Source organism: Epilithonimonas sp. KH_059 (assembly GCF_057838485.1).
Window position 1 is genome coordinate 82,281 of the sequence record NZ_CM174468.1, and the last position, 21,048, is coordinate 103,328.

Below are 21,048 nucleotides of genomic sequence, written 5' to 3' on the forward strand. Positions count from 1 at the left end.
TTTAGTTTTTGCTTGGCGTGTGCTTGCTAAAGCATTTGATTACATCGGTGGCATTTCGTCTTCACCAGCCTCCGCATTGCTATTAATGTCTTTCTTTCTCTTAGGTTGATCCACTCGGTCTCCTTCTCTAAATCGATACGTAAAGGATAGAGAGAATTGTCTAGGCTGCCATTGCATGTAAGATTCTCTTTGGAATCCGTCTCCGTACGTAAAGTTCGTTCTGTTTCTCGTATTGAAGATGTCTTGGATGTTAAAGCTAAAGGTACCGTTTCCGTTCCAAATGGTTTTAGAAGCTCCTAAATTAAGAGCGTACATTGCATCTCTTTTGGAAGTATCCGTTTCTTCACCTCCTCTGTAGAACCCTTGCAATTGTACATTAAGAGTCTTGTCAATTTTAAAGGTCGTGTTAAGTCTCGCTCTTTGTGAGAATCCTTTTCCGTTAAAGGACATTGAAGTTGGAGTTTCCACTCCATCAATTAGGGTTGTATAATTAAATTCTCCTTCAGAACGGTATCCATAAAGATCTAAACTACCCATTAGCTTTAACCAGCTGAACGGATCGTAAGTAAAGTTCATGTCTAAACCGTAGCGATCTTCAAATCCAATATTGTAGGGTTTGGTTTCAAATCGTTGACGCTCGAAATTGTAAATGTTGACCATTTGCGTTTCGTCTTTTTCGTGATTGTAATAAAGCGTCGGGTTGAAGGTTATTTTTGATTTTTGGAAACTGTACCCAAATTCAAAAGAGTCAACATAGGAAGGGTTCAAGTCTGGGTTCCCGCTAAAGATGTTATCACTGTCGTTGTAACTGTTAAACGGAACTAAGAACCAAGATCTTGGTCTGTTAATTCGTTTTGAGTAGTTTAATAGCAACTGATTGTTCTCGGTTAGGTTATAGCTTAAAAATACAGAAGGGAAGAAGTTGCTGTACGATTTACTAATGGCAGGTTCCGTATTGGTTAGACTTCTAAAATCCACGTCAATTTTTGAAAGCTCCGTTCTTAAACCAAGTTGGTATGCGAAATTGTCTCCAATTTTGCTTTTGAATTGAGCGTAAAATGCATTGAACATTTCTTTGTAGTTCGTCACGGATGTGAAATCAGGATTCACGACGCCTTCGTTCCATACAGCGTAATCGTAATCGTTGTTACGAGAGTCAAAACGGTATCCCGCCTCAATTTTTGAATACTCTCCGATCGGAAGCTCATAATCTACTTTTGCGACCACAGAGCGGTTTTTTGTTTCTTGAGCCGTTTGGTCCATTGTATTATACGCTGGAATTCGGGTTTCAAAAATATCGCTTGAGTTCGTGGACTCGTTATTTTGAAGACTTACCGAGGCAGCGATTGTGGATCCTTTGTCCCCAATCTCGTGGTCAATACCAAAATCCGCTTGGAAGGCGTTGTTGTTATTAATTCCACTAGTTCTTCTTTCTTTGCTGATCGGATACTGCGCCGTTGCGTTGTCCCTTGTAATTCCACTGTAATCACTTTCTGTTGAGATTACACTTTCGTTTTCTCCTTCGTAATGACGAAGAGTTACCGACCCGTTTACAGACGTTCGATCCGATAGGTCATAAACCAATCCAGCCGTACCGTTGTAATTTTTCATTTCGTTGTTGGTCACGGTATTGCTGTTGGAACGTAGAAGTTGATATAGGGTACCTCGATCGTCAAAGGTCGCATTGTTATAGCTGTTTCCTTCTGATTTACGGTATCCTCCTCCGCCATTTAGGAACCAAGTCGCGTTCCCACGTCTCCAGCTTAAATTGGTATTAAGACTCGTGTTAGGCAAGTACCCTAGCGTTCCGGTTACACTCCCGTTAAATCCAATTCTCTTGTTCTTCTTTAAGATGATATTTAAAATCCCTGCGGTTCCAGAGGCTTCGTATTTAGAAGAAGGGTTGGTAATGACTTCAATTCGATCAATCTGATCTGCAGGAATGGTTTGAAGAGCATTCGCCCCGTCGTCAATTCCTAGTAAAGCGGACGGTTTTCCGTTAATTAAAAAACGAATGTTTGAGTTTCCTCTCATGGAGACTGTTCCATCGGTATCCACAGAAACAGAAGGAACGTTTTGAAGAACATCCTGCAAGTTTCCTCCTTTGCTAATCACGTCGCTAGATGGATCGTAAGTTCTCTTGTCTAGTTCCACCTTATAAGGTTTTGTGGTGGCGGTCAGAGTAATTCCCTCAATGTTGGCTGTAGGCGCCATGGTCATGTTGCTTTCAGGTTCTAAAACGATCGATCCTAGGACTCCAGCATTTAGGGTTCGTCCTGAAGATACGTACTTTTTAAAGTCGATAGCCTCGACCGTGATATCGAAAAGTCCTGGGACGATTTGAAGCTCGTAATGACCGTTTTCATCGGTCAGCGTAGCATCGCTATATAATAAATCGCTTTTGCTAGAGAATGCAATTGAAGCATAGGGTACGGGGTTGTTTGCCTTGTCCACTACATTTCCGCTGACACTTACTTTTTCTTGTGCAAAGGCAAAAGCGGCCGCCGAAAGTAAAAGAGTTAACCCCAGAGTTTTTCTGGTTAGTTTTTGAGTAATTTCTGTCTGAATCATCAAGTTAATTTTACGCAAAATTCAATTGAATTTTGTTTGTTCTACATGTAAATAAGAGTAATTTTAATCTGCACGGATCGTTCCCGATTTCCGTACTACTCCCATTAGACGTAAGAATCCCTTAAATGTTAAAAACAAAAATTCTTAAAATGTGTTAAAGTTTATTTTGATGCGGTTTGTCGATCAAGCCAATGCTGATAATTTCGTGCATTTTGGGCATGTTCGAGGTCGCTTGAAGTGAAACGATGGAGTCCAGGACGCTGAGGATCAGCGGCCATGAAGATGTATCCATGCGATTCTGGATTTAGTACCGCGTCAAGAGAAGATCTATCCACTACGCAAATCGGACCGGGAGGAATTCCTTCGTTTGCATACGTATTGTAGGGAGAGGGATAGCGAAGGTGTTTGTAATAGACGCGTTTGATCTCAGTTTGGAACCCTGTGTCTTTTCGGTGTGCGTAAATTACGGTGGGATCGCTTTGAAGTTTCATTCCTTTTCGGTAGCGATTTAAATAGAGTCCGGCAATGGTTTTTTGTTCGTCTGGTTTTCCTCCTGATTCTTGGTAAACAATTGAGGCAAGAGCGTAGATTTGATTTCGGGTTAACCCAAGGGCTTTTTCTTTAGCGATTCTCTCAGGCGTCCAAAAGGAATTGTACTGGGTTTCAAATCGCTCAAAAAATTCCTGTGGGGTCACGGTCCAAAAGAAATTATAAGAATCAATTAAGAAGTATTTTTTTAAATCCTCGGCATTCGAAAGGCCTTTAGATTTTGCAATTTTATCAAATTCTCTAATGAAGGTAAGGGAATCGGCCTGTGTTTTTCTAGCCACACGCCCCATCATTTGGTACACATCGCTAAAATCTCCAATTCGAAAGGTAATGTCTACTTGGTTCCCATTTTTAAGCATTTGAACTAACTCTTGAGAGGTTTTTCCTTCCACTACTTTATATCGACCTGCGTGATGTCTTTTTTCCAAATCTTCTTTTTTGGCCACTTTTTCGAAGCGATCCATGTCTTGGATGAAAGGTCGAATGCTGTCTAGAATTTGTGCGTAGGAAGCGTTACTTGCTACATGAAAGTACCCTTCTTTTTTGACATTATTGGTTTTGAAATTTAAAAAATATTGAACTCCCCAGAAGGTAGCTAGAACCAGGACGAGGGCAAGAATTAGTTTGCTGTTTTTTTTCATTCGATTAAATTAAAAAGATCCTTACAATTGAATTTCGGTTTTAAAAACTCTAAGGGCAGGACCCTCTAACCAAATGTTAGAAAATTCAGTGCCATTCTTTTGTGCTTTTACGACTAATTTTCCTCCTTTGACCTTTATATTTACCTTTTCAAGATCCTGGTCTTGTAAATAGGTAAGGGCTGCGGCTGTGACTCCTGTTCCACAACTATAGGTTTCGTCTTCGACCCCTCGTTCGTACGTACGAACAAAGAGAGAATCACTTCCTAAGACTTGCACAAAATTCACATTGATTCCCTGGGTTTTAAATCGATCGGAATTTCGAATTTGACGACCCTTCTCAAAAACAGGGTACTCTTCTAACTTCTCTACGTAGGTTACGTAATGAGGGGAGCCTGTGTTCACAACGCATGCGTTTTCAAGCGTCTGAATTTCCTTCACATCAATCATCTTTAAAGTGACAATGTCACCGGCGATAGAAGCCTCGTGGTGTCCGTCAATCGCACTAAATTCACACTGCTCCTGAACAATTCCTAAATCCCTTGCAAAGGCAACGATGCATCTACCTCCGTTCCCACACATCGTGCTTTCACTGCCGTCTGCATTGTAATACACCATTTTAAAATCCAAGGCCTCATCCTCTTCCAGAAGGATCAGTCCGTCTGCTCCAATTCCGAACCTTCGATCGCACCATTTCGCAATGAGTGCTTTGTTTTCTTTAGGAAAACCGCCCTGGCGGTGATCCACAAGAATAAAATCATTGCCGGTTCCTTGGTATTTATAGAATGTAAATTGAGCCATCTTATAATATGCTATTTAGGGGGTAAATATACTAAAAAGTAGAGTTTTATTGGGGCGATGACTCTAGTGTAGTAGAAGTTTTGCTTAATGCTGCGCTTTTTTTCCACTCTAGATAGCCGATTACGGCCATTAGCGTGAAAACAAAATATTGGAAGGAGGTAATTGCAAGTCCTTTGTAGATGAAAATAGGAATGCAAATTAAATCCCCTAGAATCCAGAAAATCCAATTTTCTACCTTTTGTTTGGCCATGAGCCACATTCCCACTAAAAAGACAGAGGTCGTAAAGACATCAAGCCAATTGGCCCAATCCAAATGGTAGAGTCCCAAGGAGACTCCCTCAGTAGAGAAGCCCTTATCAATGGCCGGTTTGTAATAGTAAACGAGGGTCACAAGCACGAGGCTGAGAAGAAAAAGTCCAAAACTAAAAATCCACTCCTTTTTCGAAGTCCTTTTTACTTCAATGTGCACGTGATCATTTGAATTTTGGTACCAAAGAATCCAGCCGTATACGCTCATAAATGTATAATAGACATTGATCATCATGTCGCCCAAAAGTCCGAAGACAAAAAGAATGTACACATACATTGCGGTGGAAATAATTCCTGTGGGATACACCCAAATGTTTTTTTTAATGGAGAAGAAAACACTGAGAAGACCAAAGAATGCGGCTAGTATTTCAAGCACGATCTGGTAGGCTTCATAACTTTCGTAGGGGGAGATTAAAAGTTCGTAGAAATTCATTAGTCAAATATATTAGAATTTCTTTGAAATTGAATTATCAAACATCCGCAAAAGGGCAAATTCCTTAATCGAAACCAAAGAAATTATTCAATACCCTTCCCTCAATTTTTTTTCAATAATAATGGGATAAAATAGTTAATAGTTCGTAAAAATTTATACTTTTGGAAAATCAAAATATTTAAACATGTCAAATTTGTGGAGGACTAAACCTCTTAATCAACTATTAGCAGAGGCAGAGGAGTCTGAAAAAGGACTTAAGAAAACACTAACCGCAAGTTCCCTTGTAGCCCTAGGGATTGGTGCAATTATCGGTGCTGGATTGTTTTCGATCACCGGAATGGCAGCAGCCAACCATGCAGGGCCTGGAATTATGGTGTCCTTCATCATCGCTGCGTTGGGTTGTGCCTTCGCAGGATTGTGTTATGCAGAATTTGCCTCTATGATTCCTGTGGCCGGTAGTGCTTATACCTATTCGTACGCCACTATGGGTGAATTTATCGCCTGGATTATCGGTTGGGATCTTGTTTTAGAATATGCGGTGGGTGCTGCTACGGTCGCCTCGAGTTGGTCGGGGTATTTAGGAAAGTTCTTTTCCAATTTTGGAGTCGCACTCCCCGAGAAATTTATGATGACCCCCTTTGATATTACTTCCGCAGGAGAAGCCGGTCTGGTCAATTTGCCGGCTGTGTTTATTGTGGTGATTATGTCCCTGGTGCTCATCAAAGGAACCAGTGAATCCGCATGGGTCAATGGAGCGATCGTGATCTTGAAGGTAGCCATTGTGATTATCTTTATTGTCATTGGATTTAATTATATCAAACCTGAGAATTTAACTCCGCTAATTCCGGAGAATACCGGAAAATTTGGAGAATACGGCTGGTCGGGAGTCATACGGGCGGCGGCCATTGTTTTCTTTGCCTATATAGGCTTTGATGCAGTTTCCACTGCAGCGCAGGAAACCAAAAATCCGAAGAAAGCCATGCCTATTGGGATTTTAGGATCGCTTATTATTTGTACTGTACTCTATATCGTGTTCGCTTATGTGATGGTAGGAGTCGTGCATTACAAAGAATTTACCGCCGGTGGCGGTGGCGATCACTTAGCGCCTGTGGCCATTGCCATTGAAGCGATGGGTGACGTCGTAAATGGAGTGGTGGTTCCTGCTTATCCTTGGCTTAACACCTCTATTATCGTAGCGATTTTGCTTGGATATTCTTCCGTAATCCTTGTGATGCTCATGGGACAAAGCCGTGTGTTCTACTCCATGAGTAAGGACGGACTGCTTCCCAAAGCGTTTTCAGAAATACATGAAAAATTTAGAACTCCATTTAAAGCCAATTTGTTTTTCCTTGTGTTTGTGAGTCTATTTGCGGCTTTCATTCCGGGACGAGTGGTAGGAGAGATGACCAGTATTGGAACTCTATTTGCCTTTATCTTGGTTTGTGTGGGTGTACTTGTGATGCGTAAAACGCAGCCCGATGCGCCTCGTGGATTCCGAACTCCTTTGGTTCCCCTTATTCCAATTCTTGGTATTTTGGTATGTTTTGGAATGATGGCTTTCCTTCCTTTTGACACCTGGATTCGACTTGTGTGCTGGATGATGATTGGTCTGGATGTGTATCTATATAGAGGAATTCGTAATTCCTTCCTTGGAAAACAGAATGAAACGACGCACGATCCTAAAAATTATCGAATTACAGCGCTTTCAGGTGTGATTTTAACCCTTGCATTAGCGGTTCTCACATTCCTGCATCATCAAAATGCAGAAACGGACGATTCAGGTCTGATTATGTTCTCCGTAGGGATGATTGTGATCCATACAATCTACTACGCTTATCAGTACTTTAAAAATAGAAAATAAGTTTCACCTTAATGCAGTCATCCTAGCTCCTAAAGCTAGGATGGCTTTTTTAGTATGAAGAATAGATATCCAATTGGGGTAGTGGTGTTTTTACTACTCGTAAGCCAAGGCCTGTGGGCCCAAAAAAGCACTGTTCTTTTGCAGGACGACATCAGCATTCGAAGTATTTCAATATACAAGGGAAAGATTTTTTACGCGGGATCTAAATCCAAGATCGGGTATGTGAGCCTTCGAAGGCCTAGCGATCAAAAACAAATTCAGGTCTCTCAGCCCAACTTAGAGTTTCGATCTCTGGGGCGCCATGGGAAATTCTTTTACGCAACCTCTATCGATACGCCTGCTTTTTTTTATAAGGTAAACGCGAACTCGCTAGAAGCCACACTTCTTGGAAAAGATGAGTCAAAATCTGCATTTTACGATGCAATCCATTTTACAAACTCAGGAGAGGGATGGACCTTCAGTGATTCGGACACGAGGTGTCCTCGAATCGCAAAATTTAATTTCTCTACGGAAACTTGGGAGATGCAGTCTTGCGATGAGCTTCCTACAATTGCCATTGGAGAAGCTGCTTTTGCCGCAAGCAATACCAACATTGCTTCGAAAAAAGATCGGCTATGGATTGCGACGGGAGGAACGAGCTCTAGTATCTTGCGACGGGATAAGGGGGTATGGAAAAAGTTTGAAACGCCGTTTGTCCAAGGAATTTCTTCGAGTGGAATGTATTCAATTGATTTTTACTCCGAAACCCATGGAATTGCCGTGGGAGGAGATTACACAAACCAGACTCTGAATAAAGGGGTGATTGCAACGACGAGAGACGGAGGGGAAACTTGGGAACTCCAGGCCGAGGGAAAAAATGCAGGGTATTCTACCTGCGTGAAATATAGACCAGGGTCCAAAGGGAAACAAATTGTGGCCCTTGGAGACCAGCACCTTTCGTATTCTAAGGACGGTGGCAAATCCTGGCGTGTGCTTTCCAATGAGAAAGGACTCTACGCCTGCGAATGGCAAAATTCGAATACGCTGATTGCCGCGGGTCGTGGCAAAATTTTACAATTTGATTTTAAAGGACTCTAGGCAAACGAGTCCTTTTCTTGCATGAGGCTGATAGATGATATTATTCAGTTTTGAAATTGAGACTCTATTATAATTTGTATTTTTGCCTCATGAATCAAACGCTCATCGATAAATACAACATTCCTGGACCTAGGTATACTTCTTACCCAACGGTTCCTTTCTGGGAAGAGTCTGAGTTTTCCACTGAAAAATGGGAAAGCTCTGTGATTAAAGCTTACAAAGAAAGCAATGCCTCTGAGGGCATTTCTATTTATATTCACTTACCATTCTGTGAAAGTTTATGCACCTTTTGTGCTTGCCACAAACGCATCACGAAACAGCACACGGTGGAAACTCCTTATTTAGAATCGGTTTTAAAAGAATGGGATCTTTATTTGGACCTTTTTGAAGGGGAGGTGCCTATTATTAAGGAACTCCACCTAGGGGGGGGAACTCCTACGTTCTTCTCTCCGGAAAATTTAAAATCTCTTTTAGAAGGAATTTTTAAAAAGGCAAAAATTGCTGAGAATCCCGAATTTAGTTTTGAAGGGCATCCTAACAATACAACAGAGGCGCATTTAAAAACGCTTTACGACTTAGGATTTAGACGATGCAGTTTTGGAGTGCAGGATTACGATCCTAAGGTTCAAAAGGCGATCAATCGAATTCAATCTTATGAGAATGTGGAGAAAGTAACGCGCCTTGCGCGTGAAATTGGATACACCAGTGTGTCCCATGACCTTATCTTTGGTCTTCCTCATCAGAATTGGGAGAAAATGAACGACACCATTTTAAAAACCATGACCTTAAAACCAGACCGGATCGCATTTTATTCCTATGCGCACGTGCCATGGATTAAAGGAGTGGGACAAAGGGGGTTTGATGAAAATGACCTTCCTAGTGGCGAGGAAAAACGCAAATTGTATGAGAACGGAAAGAATCTCCTTGAAAACTTAGGCTACATTGAAGTGGGTATGGACCATTTTTCTTTGGAGAAGGACGATCTTTACCAGAGTTTGAAGTCGGGAGAAATCCACCGAAATTTCATGGGGTACTCATCGAGCAAAACCCAACTTATGGTGGGGCTTGGTATGAGTGCAATTTCTGACAGTTGGTATGCCTTCGCGCAGAATGATAAGTCCGTGGAGTCCTATCAAAAACGCGTGGAAGAAGGCAAACTACCTGTGGTGAAAGGACACATTTTAACCGCTGAGGATTTGCTTGTGCGTAAGCATATTTTGAATCTAATGTGCCGTTTGGAAACGAGTTGGAACGGGGATAACTACCTTCCTGAATTAGAAGATTCAAAAGAGAGACTCTTTGAAATGCAGCAGGACGGGCTGGTGGATCTAAGCGATAACAAGATTAAAATTACGGAAAAAGGAAGAGCCTTCACTCGAAATGTAGCCATGACTCTTGATTTAAGAATGCTTCGCAACAAACCGGAAACTAGGATTTTCTCCATGACCATTTAGAAGCGACTTTTTTTCTAGTTTCAAACGTTTTAAAAGCGTACTCGAAGTTAGAATCCAGAAAATCCTGCAACCGCTAGGCTTTCTGGATTCTAACTTTGCTTCTTTAACCGAGGGAACAAATCGCAAAAGTGCTGTTAAAAAATCCTTAATTGATTTGGAAATCATTATATTTGCCCACGAAAAATTAATGCTGTAATTAAAATGCAAGGAAAAGGACTCATCACACTCGTGGCCATTGTTCTAGGACTTATTTGTCTAAACGAGCTTTTGCCGACGTGGTACTCAGGAAAAATTGAAAAGCAAGCCGAACTAGTGGCGGGAGACGATCCGGTAAAATACCAAAATGAACTCACAAGGCTTTCCAAAGACACTTTAAATCTAGGTTTCACCAAATTATACTATTCCAAAGCGAAGGAAAAGGAAATGAAACTTGGTCTTGACCTTAAAGGAGGGATTAACGTGCTTTTGGAAATTAACCAGAGAGATCTGATTAACAACCTAACGAATTATTCCACCAACCCTGTGCTTATCGAGGCGCTTGACCGCACCGACGAGGCTCAGAAAAATTCGACCAAAACCTATATCGATTTATTCTTTGACCAGTTTGAGATCGTAAACAAGGAGAAAAACACGAATTTGAAGTTGGCGGATCCAGAAATTTTCGGGAACACCAATTTAACGGAAATTAAATTCAACTCAAGCGACGAGGAAGTTCGTAATGTGGTTCGTACTCGAATTGACCTTTCGACCGGAACTGCGTATGAAGTGATTAGAACCCGTATTGACAAAATGGGGGTGACTCAACCAAACGTACAAAGAGTACCGGGCACAGGAAGAATTTCTGTCGAAATGCCAGGGGTGAAGGACATTGACCGAGTGAAAAAAATGTTGCAGACTTCTGCAAAACTTCAGTTCTGGGAAGTGCAAGAAATCCAAGAGATTTTCCCGTATTTCCAAACCCTTAAGACTTTGGTGGCAACCAAAGGAGATTCCATGGGAGTTTCAAAAGACCTGAATTTTGAATCCTTACTGCAATTAAATACATTGAAATCCAATGGAGTTGCGAATGTAAAACTCTCGGATACAGCAAAAATCAATAAGATTCTTGCAAGCAAAGTGGCCAAGGACGCAAGACCTAACCATATTAAATACACGAAATTTGAATGGGGATACAAACCGGAAGCGGGAGACCAAGACAATTTGGTTCTTTATGCAGTAAGAGGAAATATCAACCAGAAAGCACCCGTAGACGGAGCGGTAGAAACGGCTAACATTAGCTACGACGAATTAGGTCGTATTGTGGTCGATATGCAAATGGACAGCAAAGGGTCTCGTGATTGGGCTACTTTGACGGAAAAGAATGTAGGAAAACCTGTGGCGGTGACGCTAGACAATTTAGTCTATACAGCGCCCAACGTAGTGAATAAAATTCCAAACGGTAGAACTCAGATTTCTGGGAACTTTACCCAGGAAGATGCGCAAGATTTAGTAAACGTACTAGGAGCCGGTAAACTTCCAGCAGGCGCAAAAATCGTGCAAGCAGAGGTGGTAGGGCCTTCACTTGGTGCTGAATCTGTAAGTTCAGGACTTTGGTCCTTTATCATTGCCTTTGGGATCGTCATTTTATATTTGATCTTCTATTACGGGGGTGCAGGGATATACGCTGTGATTGCCATGGCGATTAACCTATTCTACCTAATGGGAATCATGGACTCGGTGGATGCTACCCTTACCCTTCCGGGGATTGCAGGGGTCGTGCTCTCGATGGCCATGGCGATTGATGCGAACGTAATTGTTTACGAGCGAACCAGAGAGGAACTCTTTGCCGGGAAAAACATTAAAGAGGCTTACAACGAAGGATTCAAATTCTCCCTATCTGCGATTATTGATGGAAACTTAACCTCACTTTTGACGGCCGTGGTTCTATATATCTTTGGTACAGGGCCAATTAAAGGGTTTGCTGTCACCTTAGGGATTGGTATTTTAATGTCGATGTTCACTTGTGTACTTCTTACACGTGTCATGATCTTTAGTCGTTTGAACAAAGGAAAAGGACTTTCTGTATGGACTTCTTTGTCCAAAAATATCTTCCGACATACTTGGGTCGATTTCATTGGCAAAAGAAAATATGCCTACATCATTTCTGCAATTATTACCATTGTATGTATCGTATCGATTGTCACGCAAGGATTTAAATTTGGTGTTGACTTTAATGGGGGACGTAGCTACGTCGTAAGATTTGAAAAGCCTGTAGTAGCAAACGATGCCCAAACCAACTTGGAAGGGAAATTCGTCGATGCAGAAGGTGAACAAAACGCAGTTGATGTGAAAACCTTTGGGAACGATCAACAGCTGAAAATTACGACTGACTACCGTGTAAATGAAGAAAGTCTTGCAGCAGATCAGGATGTAGAGGCTAAATTGTACGAAGGACTCCAACCTTATCTTCCAAAAGATGCAACTTTGGAATCATTCCGTAGTTCAGGACAAGAAAAATATGGTATTGTTAGCTCTATTAAAGTAGGACCTACCGTGGCCGATGACATTAAGAGAGGAGGCGCACTCGCTCTACTAATCTCCTTAGTGGGTATCTTCCTATACATATTGGTTCGATTCAAAAAATGGCAGTTCTCTGCAGGAGCTGTGGCGTCCCTTATTCATGACTCGGTTGTGATTCTAGGAGCATACTCTCTTTTGAAAAATGTGATGCCGTTCAGTATGGAAATTAACCAGGACTTTATTGCAGCGATCCTTACCGTTCTAGGGTACTCCATTAACGACACGGTAATTATCTTTGACCGTATTCGTGAATACCTCCAAGATAAGAAGTCAGCGGATTTGAAGAGCCTATTTAACGATTCTATTTCAAGCACACTTGGTAGAACATTTAATACTGCCTTTATGACCTTCCTTGTGATTCTTGCTATCTTCATTGTGGGAGGTGAAAACTTAAGAGGATTCATGTTTGCCCTTCTTATCGGGGTCGGATTTGGTACGTATTCCACTTGGTTTATTGCCTCTGCAATATCCTATGACCTTTTCCGTAAAAAAGGGTTTAAGCCAGAAGATGGCGAGACGAAAAAACGTGTAAAATAAGTAAAAATCAAGTTCGATTTTTCTGCGCAATGTCCTTCGAATGAGGGACATTGTGCTTTGAAGAATTGAGCTTGAAACTGCAAGTGGAAAGCGATGCTATCCAATTAATAATTTTTTATATTTGTAAGATGGATTACAAAGAGTTAAATATCCGAGGGATCTCCTATAGCCAGACTCAGTCTGGAGCCTATGCGCTACTTTTGGAACACATTCCGACCAAAATTAAATTGCCGGTCGTAATCGGAAATTTTGAGGCGCAGGCCATTTCTCTTGGACTTGAAAAAGATATTCAGCCCCCTAGGCCCTTGACCCATGATTTGTTTGCGACTTTTGTCTCTACCGTGAATTATGAGATGGTCTCCGTGTTAATTTACCAGATTGTAGACGGCGTCTTTTTTTCCAATATGGTCTTTCGGGAATTTGGAACAAACAAAGAAATCGTGATTGATGCAAGAACCTCGGATGCCGTGGCGATGGCCGTTCGTTTTTCAGCTCCGATTTTTACCACCTCGCAAGTTCTCGAAGAAGCCGGAATCCTACTCGAAATTCAAAGAGATGAGTCGAGTGAACCTGAATTTAGTCCTTCTCCTAGTGAGTTAGGTTCTCAAGATATATACAACCTACCCCTAGCGGAACTAAAACTTCTTTTAGAACAGGCCGTGAAGGACGAAGATTTTGATACTGCACTTGAATTGCAAGAAGAAATCAAAAGAAGGAAAAAGAATCTAGATTAATGACCCAACGCCCTTAAGGCATGCTTTCTTTGAATTGATTACAAGAACGGCTGCCCAAAAGGGCTTTTTATTTTGACCATCTTATGAATGTAAAATTAAGACTTACCATTTTAAGTTTCTTGCAGTTTTTTGTCTGGGGAGCTTGGCTAATTACGATTGCCGTTTACTGGTTTTCCACTAAACAGTGGGGGGGAGCCGAATTTGGAGCTGTATTCTCAACCATGGGAATCGCTTCGATATTCATGCCGGCCTTAATCGGGATTATTGCCGATCGATGGGTGAATGCAGAAAAGCTGTATGGAGTGCTTCATTTCCTCTATGGGGGAAGTCTTCTGTTAATGCCTTCACTGGTCAATCCTGACCAATTTTTCTGGGTTATGCTTTTAGCCATGCTGTTTTACATGCCCACGATCGCACTTTCAAATTCGATTGCTTACAATGTATTGAAAAACAGTGGAAACGATGTGCTTAAAGATTTCCCACCTATTCGGGTTTGGGGAACCATTGGATTTATTGTCGCGATGTGGGTAACCAACCTGACGGGCAGTAAAGATTCTGCAGATCAATTTTACATTGCAGCAGTGGTGGCTTTTATCCTAGGGATTTATGCCTTTACACTTCCGGCTTGTCCACCTCAAAACAAAATTCCGAAAGACGCACCGCTAAGTGAAAAATTAGGGCTGAAGGCTTTTTCCTTGTTCAAGGATTATAAGATGGCTCTTTTCTTTTGCTTTTCCATGCTCCTTGGAGCTGCGCTTCAACTCACCAACATGTATGGCGATACCTTCTTATCTGATTTTGCAAACGATCCTAAGTTTGCCGATAGTTTTGTCGTGAAGCGGTCCACCATTATTATGTCCATTTCTCAAATTTCAGAAACGGTTTTCATCCTAGCAATTCCTTTCTTCCTTAAGCGATACGGAATCAAAAAAGTGATGCTTATCTCCATGTTTGCATGGGTTCTTCGCTTCTTGTTACTGGGATACGGAACGCCAGAAGGAATGGGTCTTGTGTTCATTATTGTTTCTTGCATCGTGTACGGAATGGCTTTTGATTTCTTCAATATTTCTGGATCTCTTTTTGTGGAAGGAACCACCGATTATAAAATTAGAAGTTCTGCGCAAGGGGTCTTTATGATGATGACCAATGGATTTGGAGCGGTGATGGGAAGTCTTGTCAGCGGATGGATGATTGACACGTACTTTACGCATCCTGGCGGAGGAAAAATGTGGCATGAAATATGGCTAGTGTTTGCACTCTACGCCTTTGTCATTGCCATTGCCTTTTGGGCGCTATTTAAGCATAAACACACCCCCGAAGCCTTAAAAACGATTACACACTAAGGCTTAATTTTAGAGCCGAAACACCTAAAAAAATACACTCTTTCGCAGTGTATTTTTTTTTGTATTTTAGAGCCGAATCAATTTTGACGAAAATTTATAATTTTAAATAGATAAAGAGCAATGAAAGAAGTATTTATAGTCGCCGCGGCAAGAACCCCAATGGGTAGTTTTAATGGAAGCTTATCAAGTGTACCGGCTACCACCTTAGGTTCGGTTGCCGTGAAAGGCGCATTGGATAAAATTAAGTTAGAGCCAAGCGAAGTAGAAGAAATTTTCATGGGAAATGTACTTCAAGCAGGCGAAGGACAGGCACCTGCCCGTCAGGTGGCCCTAGGAGCAGGTCTCTCAAACGAGACTCCGGCCACGACCGTGAACAAAGTATGCGCCTCCGGAATGAAAGCGATTTCCATTGGAGCGCAAACCATCAAGTCAGGCGATGCTGAAGTAGTGGTTGTCGGAGGAATGGAGAATATGTCTCAAGTGCCTCACTATTACCATGCACGAACTGCAACCAAATTAGGGGATGTGAAGATGCAGGACGGTCTGTTGACCGATGGATTGACGGACAAATATGGAAAAGTTCATATGGGCGTTTGCGCTGAGAAGTGCGCCGCTGAATATGAGTTCTCAAGAGAAGATCAGGACCGCTTTGCGGTAGAATCCTATACGAGATCGGCAAAAGCTTGGAGCGAAGGAAAATACAGTGAAGAAATTGTCGCTGTGGAAGTGCCTCAAAGAAAAGGGGATCCGATTGTGGTGAATGAAGATGAAGAATACAAAAATGTAAACTTTGACAGGCTCTCCACGCTTCCTACCGTTTTTCAAAGAGAAAACGGAACGGTGACGGCGGCCAATGCCTCCACTTTAAACGACGGGGCATCCGCACTGGTTTTAATGTCAAAAGAGAAAATGGAAAGTTTAGGGCTAACTCCACTAGCAAGAATTGTGTCTTATGCCGATGCAGCGCACGAGCCCGAGTGGTTTACTACGGCCCCTTCTAAAGCGCTTCCTAAAGCCCTTAAGAAGGCAGGTCTTTCCCTCGAAGAGATTGACTTTTTTGAATTTAACGAGGCGTTTTCCGTCGTGGGACTCGTCAACAATAAGATTTTAGGTTTAGATAGCGCGAAAGTCAATGTCAATGGGGGAGCCGTTTCCCTTGGGCATCCGCTTGGAAGTTCCGGTGCGAGAATTGTGGTCACTTTAGTAAATGTTCTAAAGCAAAACAAAGCTCGTTATGGAGCTGCAGCCATATGCAATGGAGGCGGAGGCGCTTCTGCGATCGTGATCGAAAACTTAGCGTAAAAAAGCTACACTCAAATTAAAAATCCATTAAGACTTAAAAAAAAAGATTGAGTTCTTAATGGATTTTTTACTTTTGTCTAAATTATACTAATTTCATGTCAAATTCCTCTCTCTCCCCACAAGGGGTTATAAAGAATAATCCTAAAATCATGAAGGGGTGGGCCTTCTACGATTGGGCAAACTCTGTGTATTCCTTAGTGATTACCTCGACGATTTTTCCAATCTATTACTCCACCCTTACGACGCAGTACGAAAGAAAGGAATTTTTAGCGGATCAGAACCGTTGGATCAACGTTCCCGTTCGTCATGAAATTGAACTCTTTGGACAGTCCTACCATCCCGATGCGATTTATGGGTATTCCTTAACGATTTCGTTTTTCATCGTGGTTTTGATCTCTCCTTTTCTCTCTTCCCTTGCCGATACTATAGGGAATAAGAAATCGTTTTTGCAATTTTTCTGTTATTTAGGTGCGACCTCGTGTATGGGGCTCGCCATGTTTACGGGAATGGAGAACGTGTTTTTAGGGCTTCTCTTTAGCATTACAGCGAGCGTCGGTTTTTGGGGCTCATTGGTGTTCTATAATTCCTTTTTACCCGATATTGCGACTCGGGACAAGCAAGATGCGCTTTCGGCGCGTGGTTATGTCTATGGATACATAGGATCCGTGGTTTTGGTGATTCTTTGCTTACTTCTTATTATGGTAGTGGCCGAGGGGCCGAAGGAGCAGTTGATTTATACCCGCGTTAGTTTCTTACTGACGGCCGCCTGGTGGTTTGGTTTCTCCCAATACACCTTTAAGCATTTGCCTGTCTTTGGGGATATCAAAGAAAAGCTACCGAAAGACTTAGTGCTTTTGAACTATAAAAACATCTTTAAAAAGCACCAGGAGAATGGAGGTTTCTTTGAAGTTTTAAAAGACAATGTGAATTTCTATTGGGACATTGGAAGACAAAGTTTCCGAGAACTTTTTAAAGTGGGGAATATGCTGTTTAAAGACACCAACCTTAAGTTCTTTCTTTCTAGTTTCTTCTTCTACAGTGTGGGAATGCAAACTATCTTTCTCATGGCAACGCTCTTTGGGAAGAGTGAAATCAATTTAGACCAAGGAAGATTAATTGCCACTCTTTTGGTCATACAGATTGAAGCGGTTATTGGGGCGATCTTATTTTCGAGACTCTCGAGACGAATCGGGAACAAGAATGTAATCTCCATTGCCGTAGGTCTTTGGATCGTGGCTTGTCTCGCCGCCTTCTTTTTGAACCGCGAAGATCCCAATGTAGAGTATCAATTCTATTTTGTAGCGGGTATTGTAGGACTTGTAATGGGTGGACTTCAAGCGATGTCTCGATCTACCTATTCGAAACTACTTCCTGAAAACTCAATGGACAATACCACGTATTTTAGTTTTTATGATGTGCTTGAGAAATTAGCGATCATTCTGGGGACTTTTATCTTTGCGACGCTGATAGAAGAATTTGACAACATGCGTTATGCAGCTCTTTCCATGGTTCTGTTCTTTGTGATTGGACTGGTTTTAATACGGTTCGTGAAGGGCAGTAACAGCGCAAATAAGGAAGTTCTTTAAAAAAGTGTAGTTGCAAAATTATAAAAAGCAAAACCTTCGTTATATCAGTGGATTAGCATGTGTTTAGGCCCGGTTTTTGCAGAATGCACTAAAAATATAATATCGTATCTTTGCCGCGAGGTTTAAGACCTCTAATTTAAGCGTATGTCCAGTCCTTTATTCTATGCAAAAATACTTCTCTTTGGAGAATACGGAATTATAGAAGATTCCCAAGGCTTAACGGTACCTTATAGTTTTTATAAGGGCACGCTAAAATTCTCTGATTTGGATTCTGATTTTGAAAAGCGTTCAAACGAAAGTTTGCAGCGCTATATGAAGTTTCTTGAAACTCTTGAACTGCCTGCAGAATATGAGTTAAAGGTGGAGGAATTCCAAAAGGATTTAAAGAAAGGTCTTTTCTTTGATAGCAACATTCCCCAAGGCTATGGAGTGGGAAGTTCTGGCGCCCTGGTAGCGGCCATTTTTGAGCGCTACAGCCGCATTAAATACCCAGCGGATTTAATAAGCAAAGACGAGCTAAAAGCGCTGAAGAAAGTTTTTGGACTTTTGGAGAGCTTTTTCCATGGCACCAGTAGTGGAATCGATCCTCTGATTTGCTATATGAACCTGCCCATCTTAATTGAATCGAAAGAAAGTGTTGATAAAGTGTCTCTACCTTCTCAAAGCGAAGGGAAAGGAGCTATCTTTTTAATTGACTCAGGAACCGTGGGAGAAACCGGTCCGATGATTCAAATTTTCTTTGACAAGATGAAAACGGAAGGGTTTAGAAAGACCCTGAAAGAAGAATTCATTCGCTATAACAACGCTTGTATAGAAGCGTTCCTAAAAAAGGATATGAATCCTTTTTTCCGAAACTTAAAGAAACTCTCTCTTTGGGCCTTTGATCATTTCAAGCCTATGATTCCTGAGAGTCTATACAAAGTTTGGAAGAAAGGCATCGATTCCAATGCTTACTATCTGAAGCTTTGTGGAAGTGGAGGAGGAGGCTATATCTTAGGATTTACAAAAGACTACGAGAAAGCTAGTAAAATGCTAAATGGATTTAACAAAGAAGTGATCTATCGCTTTTAAATCGAATCTGATAAAAGCAAAATTATCTCGCCCATGAAACAGAATAGCCCGCTGATGTACCGCGTATCTCAACTGGTAAGTCTCCTAATTGGGGCCCGGATTTTCATGCTGCTACTCTTTACCTTTGCCCTTTACGTATCTACTTTTTTTATCATCAACCAAGAAGAAACCTTAAAGCAATTTGTCTTTGATTACAAAATTCATGGGATTATCTTTTGTAGCATTCTGAGCATTGGTGCGGGAGGGATCATCAATCAATTTTACGACCTTGAGAAAGACCGGATTCAAAAACCCTTCGTGACGAAGCTGCAAGGTTTTTTGAAGCAAAAGTATTTTCTGTATTCCTATGTGCTATTAAATGCATTTTCCCTAGGCATCGCCTACCTTCTTTCCCCACGAATTTTCGTCTTTTTTCTACTCTATCAATTTATGATGTGGTTTTATAGCCACAAATTAAGCAAGATTGTGATTGTGAATAACCTTACGTTTGTAAGTTTGACCCTTTATCCTTTTTTTGGAATGCTTGTTTACTATCAGCATTTTTCGCTTAATTTATTTCTGATGGCTGCTTTTTTGTTCCTAATCCTTCTAGTGGTAGATGTATTGAAGGACTTCTTAACCCTAAGAGCCGATGTCCTATTTGACTACAAAACCCTGCCCATTGTCCTTGGCGTGAAATACACCAGTGTACTTGTGGCTGTACTCCTTGTGGTCACCATGGGGGTAGCCTTAGGAATTGTAGCACGAATAGAGTCCTTTAATTACCTTACCTTTTATTTTAGTAGCTCTATTGTTGTGCTACTTTTTGCGTGCATTCGAGTGTTTCGCGTTCGACTTGCAAGAATTCCACTGCTTTTAAACACCCTTAGGGTCTGGATTTTCATTGGAGTCGTGTTCATGCTAGCCAATGGGATTTACGAAAAACTTCATTAGCGATTTAATTCTACCTTTTTTATTGCGTAAAATGATTTAAATTTGCAGCCTTATTATGGCGAAGAAAAAGCAAAATTCCGCTGCCATGGGGTTTATTTTTATAACCCTTCTAGTGGACATAACCGGTTGGGGAATTGTAATTCCCGTAGTTCCGAAATTAATTGAAGAACTCATCAATGCAGACATATCAGAGGCGGCCAAGTATGGGGGTTGGCTCGGGTTTCTCTACGCATTTATGCAGTTTGTTTTTGCGCCTATCCTTGGTAACTTAAGCGACAAATATGGTCGCAGACCTGTGATTTTGCTTTCCCTCTTAGGGTTTTCCATAAACTTCTTTATTCAGGCTTGGGCACCCACCATTTTGTGGCTTTTCATCGGACGTATATTCTCGGGTATTACCGGGGCGAGTGTCACGGCAGCCAGTGCCTACATTGCAGACATTTCAGACGATTCCAATCGTGCCAAAAACTTTGGACTCATTGGGGCAGCCTTTGGACTTGGATTTATCATTGGTCCGGTCTTAGGTGGGGTTTTGGGAGTGTACGGAGCCAGGCTTCCCTTCATCGCAGCCGGTGTGCTTTGTCTGGTGAATTTCCTTTATGGAATTTTTGTTTTGCCGGAGAGTTTAGAGCCGAAATACCGTCGTGATTTTTCTTGGAAGAGAGCCAATCCCATTGGAAGTCTTTATCAGATTAAAAAACATCCTGAAATTTTCAAACTGCTTCTTGCCTGGTTCCTCGTGTATGTAGCTGCGCATGCGGTACAGACCAATTGGGCTTACTTCACCATGTTTCGTTTCTCCTGGGACGAACGAATGGTGGGAATCTCTCTCGGGGTGATGGGGGCTATGACTGCACTAGTGCAAGGGTATCTCGTGTCCAAAGTCCATCCACGCATTGGTAGCGAGCGCAGTATTTTGTACGGAATTCTCTTTTACGCGGTAGGAATGCTTTTGTTTGCCTTTGCACCCGAACCTTGGATGATGTTTGCCATTCTTGGAGTCTATACTTTAGGAGGCATTGCAGGTCCTGCTCTTCAGTCCCTAATTACCTCCAAAGTTCCTAAGAACGAGCAGGGAGATTTGCAAGGAGCCCTCACAAGCGTTGTGAGTTTAACCTCAATTATTGGTCCCCCTATGATGACCAATGTCTTTTATTATTTTACGCACGATACGGCCCCTTTCTCATTTCCAGGAGCTCCTTTTTTCTTAGGGTTTCTTCTTATGGGTCTTAGCGCTGTGTTTATTTATTATGTGTTTCAAAAACAATCCAAATAACCGAAGAAGAAGGC

15 protein-coding genes are annotated in these 21,048 nt (G+C 41.7%); 11 read left to right on the top strand and 4 right to left on the bottom strand.

Annotation, left to right across the window (positions count from 1 at the left end; all coding sequences use genetic code 11):
• Positions 1–39: 39 nt before the first annotated feature.
• The 4 genes from AC3IRX_RS00385 to pnuC form a co-directional block, all read right to left on the bottom strand.
• The gene (locus AC3IRX_RS00385) at positions 40–2,571 is read right to left on the bottom strand and encodes a TonB-dependent receptor domain-containing protein (RefSeq protein ID WP_459084171.1); all 2,532 of its coding nucleotides are present in this window, start codon (positions 2,569–2,571) and stop codon (positions 40–42) included.
• Between the two features lie 161 nt (positions 2,572–2,732).
• Entirely contained in the window at positions 2,733–3,761 is a 1,029-nt protein-coding gene (gene mltG / locus AC3IRX_RS00390; protein WP_489210526.1) for an endolytic transglycosylase MltG, read from the bottom strand.
• A 21-nt stretch (positions 3,762–3,782) separates the two neighbouring features.
• The gene (gene dapF, locus AC3IRX_RS00395) at positions 3,783–4,559 is read right to left on the bottom strand and encodes a diaminopimelate epimerase (RefSeq protein ID WP_489210527.1); all 777 of its coding nucleotides are present in this window, start codon (positions 4,557–4,559) and stop codon (positions 3,783–3,785) included.
• A gap of 46 nt (positions 4,560–4,605) precedes the next feature.
• The gene (gene pnuC / locus AC3IRX_RS00400) at positions 4,606–5,301 is read right to left on the bottom strand and encodes a nicotinamide riboside transporter PnuC (protein WP_489210529.1); all 696 of its coding nucleotides are present in this window, start codon (positions 5,299–5,301) and stop codon (positions 4,606–4,608) included.
• 184 nt (positions 5,302–5,485) lie between these two features.
• Between pnuC and AC3IRX_RS00405 the strand changes: the two genes are divergently transcribed.
• The 11 genes from AC3IRX_RS00405 to AC3IRX_RS00455 all read left to right on the top strand — a co-directional run bounded on the left by AC3IRX_RS00405 (position 5,486) and on the right by AC3IRX_RS00455 (position 21,034).
• Positions 5,486–7,162, top strand: coding sequence for an amino acid permease (locus tag AC3IRX_RS00405; RefSeq protein WP_489210531.1), 1,677 nt, complete (start codon positions 5,486–5,488; stop codon positions 7,160–7,162).
• Positions 7,163–7,216: 54 nt separating this feature from the next.
• On the top strand, positions 7,217–8,239 hold the full coding sequence (locus tag AC3IRX_RS00410; protein ID WP_489210532.1) for a WD40/YVTN/BNR-like repeat-containing protein: 1,023 nt from the start codon (positions 7,217–7,219) through the stop codon (positions 8,237–8,239).
• Between the two features lie 89 nt (positions 8,240–8,328).
• Positions 8,329–9,693 (top strand): oxygen-independent coproporphyrinogen III oxidase, encoded by a 1,365-nt coding sequence (gene hemN / locus AC3IRX_RS00415; protein ID WP_489210534.1) that lies wholly within the window; start codon positions 8,329–8,331, stop codon positions 9,691–9,693.
• A 201-nt stretch (positions 9,694–9,894) separates the two neighbouring features.
• On the top strand, positions 9,895–12,789 hold the full coding sequence (gene secD, locus AC3IRX_RS00420) for a protein translocase subunit SecD (RefSeq protein WP_489210536.1): 2,895 nt from the start codon (positions 9,895–9,897) through the stop codon (positions 12,787–12,789).
• A 128-nt stretch (positions 12,790–12,917) separates the two neighbouring features.
• Positions 12,918–13,523, top strand: a complete 606-nt coding sequence (locus tag AC3IRX_RS00425) for a bifunctional nuclease family protein (protein WP_489210538.1) — start codon at positions 12,918–12,920, stop codon at positions 13,521–13,523.
• An 83-nt stretch (positions 13,524–13,606) separates the two neighbouring features.
• Positions 13,607–14,866 (top strand): nucleoside permease, encoded by a 1,260-nt coding sequence (locus tag AC3IRX_RS00430; RefSeq protein ID WP_489210540.1) that lies wholly within the window; start codon positions 13,607–13,609, stop codon positions 14,864–14,866.
• Between the two features lie 120 nt (positions 14,867–14,986).
• Complete coding sequence (locus tag AC3IRX_RS00435) at positions 14,987–16,168, top strand: thiolase family protein (RefSeq protein WP_489210542.1); 1,182 nt, start codon at positions 14,987–14,989, stop codon at positions 16,166–16,168.
• A gap of 95 nt (positions 16,169–16,263) precedes the next feature.
• Positions 16,264–17,754 carry an MFS transporter gene (locus AC3IRX_RS00440; protein WP_489210544.1) on the top strand — a complete coding sequence of 497 codons (1,491 nt, stop codon included), beginning with the start codon at positions 16,264–16,266 and terminating at the stop codon, positions 17,752–17,754.
• Between the two features lie 144 nt (positions 17,755–17,898).
• Entirely contained in the window at positions 17,899–18,825 is a 927-nt protein-coding gene (locus tag AC3IRX_RS00445) for a mevalonate kinase family protein (protein ID WP_489210546.1), read from the top strand.
• A 33-nt stretch (positions 18,826–18,858) separates the two neighbouring features.
• Entirely contained in the window at positions 18,859–19,758 is a 900-nt protein-coding gene (locus tag AC3IRX_RS00450) for a UbiA family prenyltransferase (RefSeq protein ID WP_489210548.1), read from the top strand.
• Between the two features lie 55 nt (positions 19,759–19,813).
• Positions 19,814–21,034 (top strand): TCR/Tet family MFS transporter, encoded by a 1,221-nt coding sequence (locus tag AC3IRX_RS00455; protein WP_489210550.1) that lies wholly within the window; start codon positions 19,814–19,816, stop codon positions 21,032–21,034.
• The last annotated feature ends 14 nt before the right edge of the window (positions 21,035–21,048 follow it).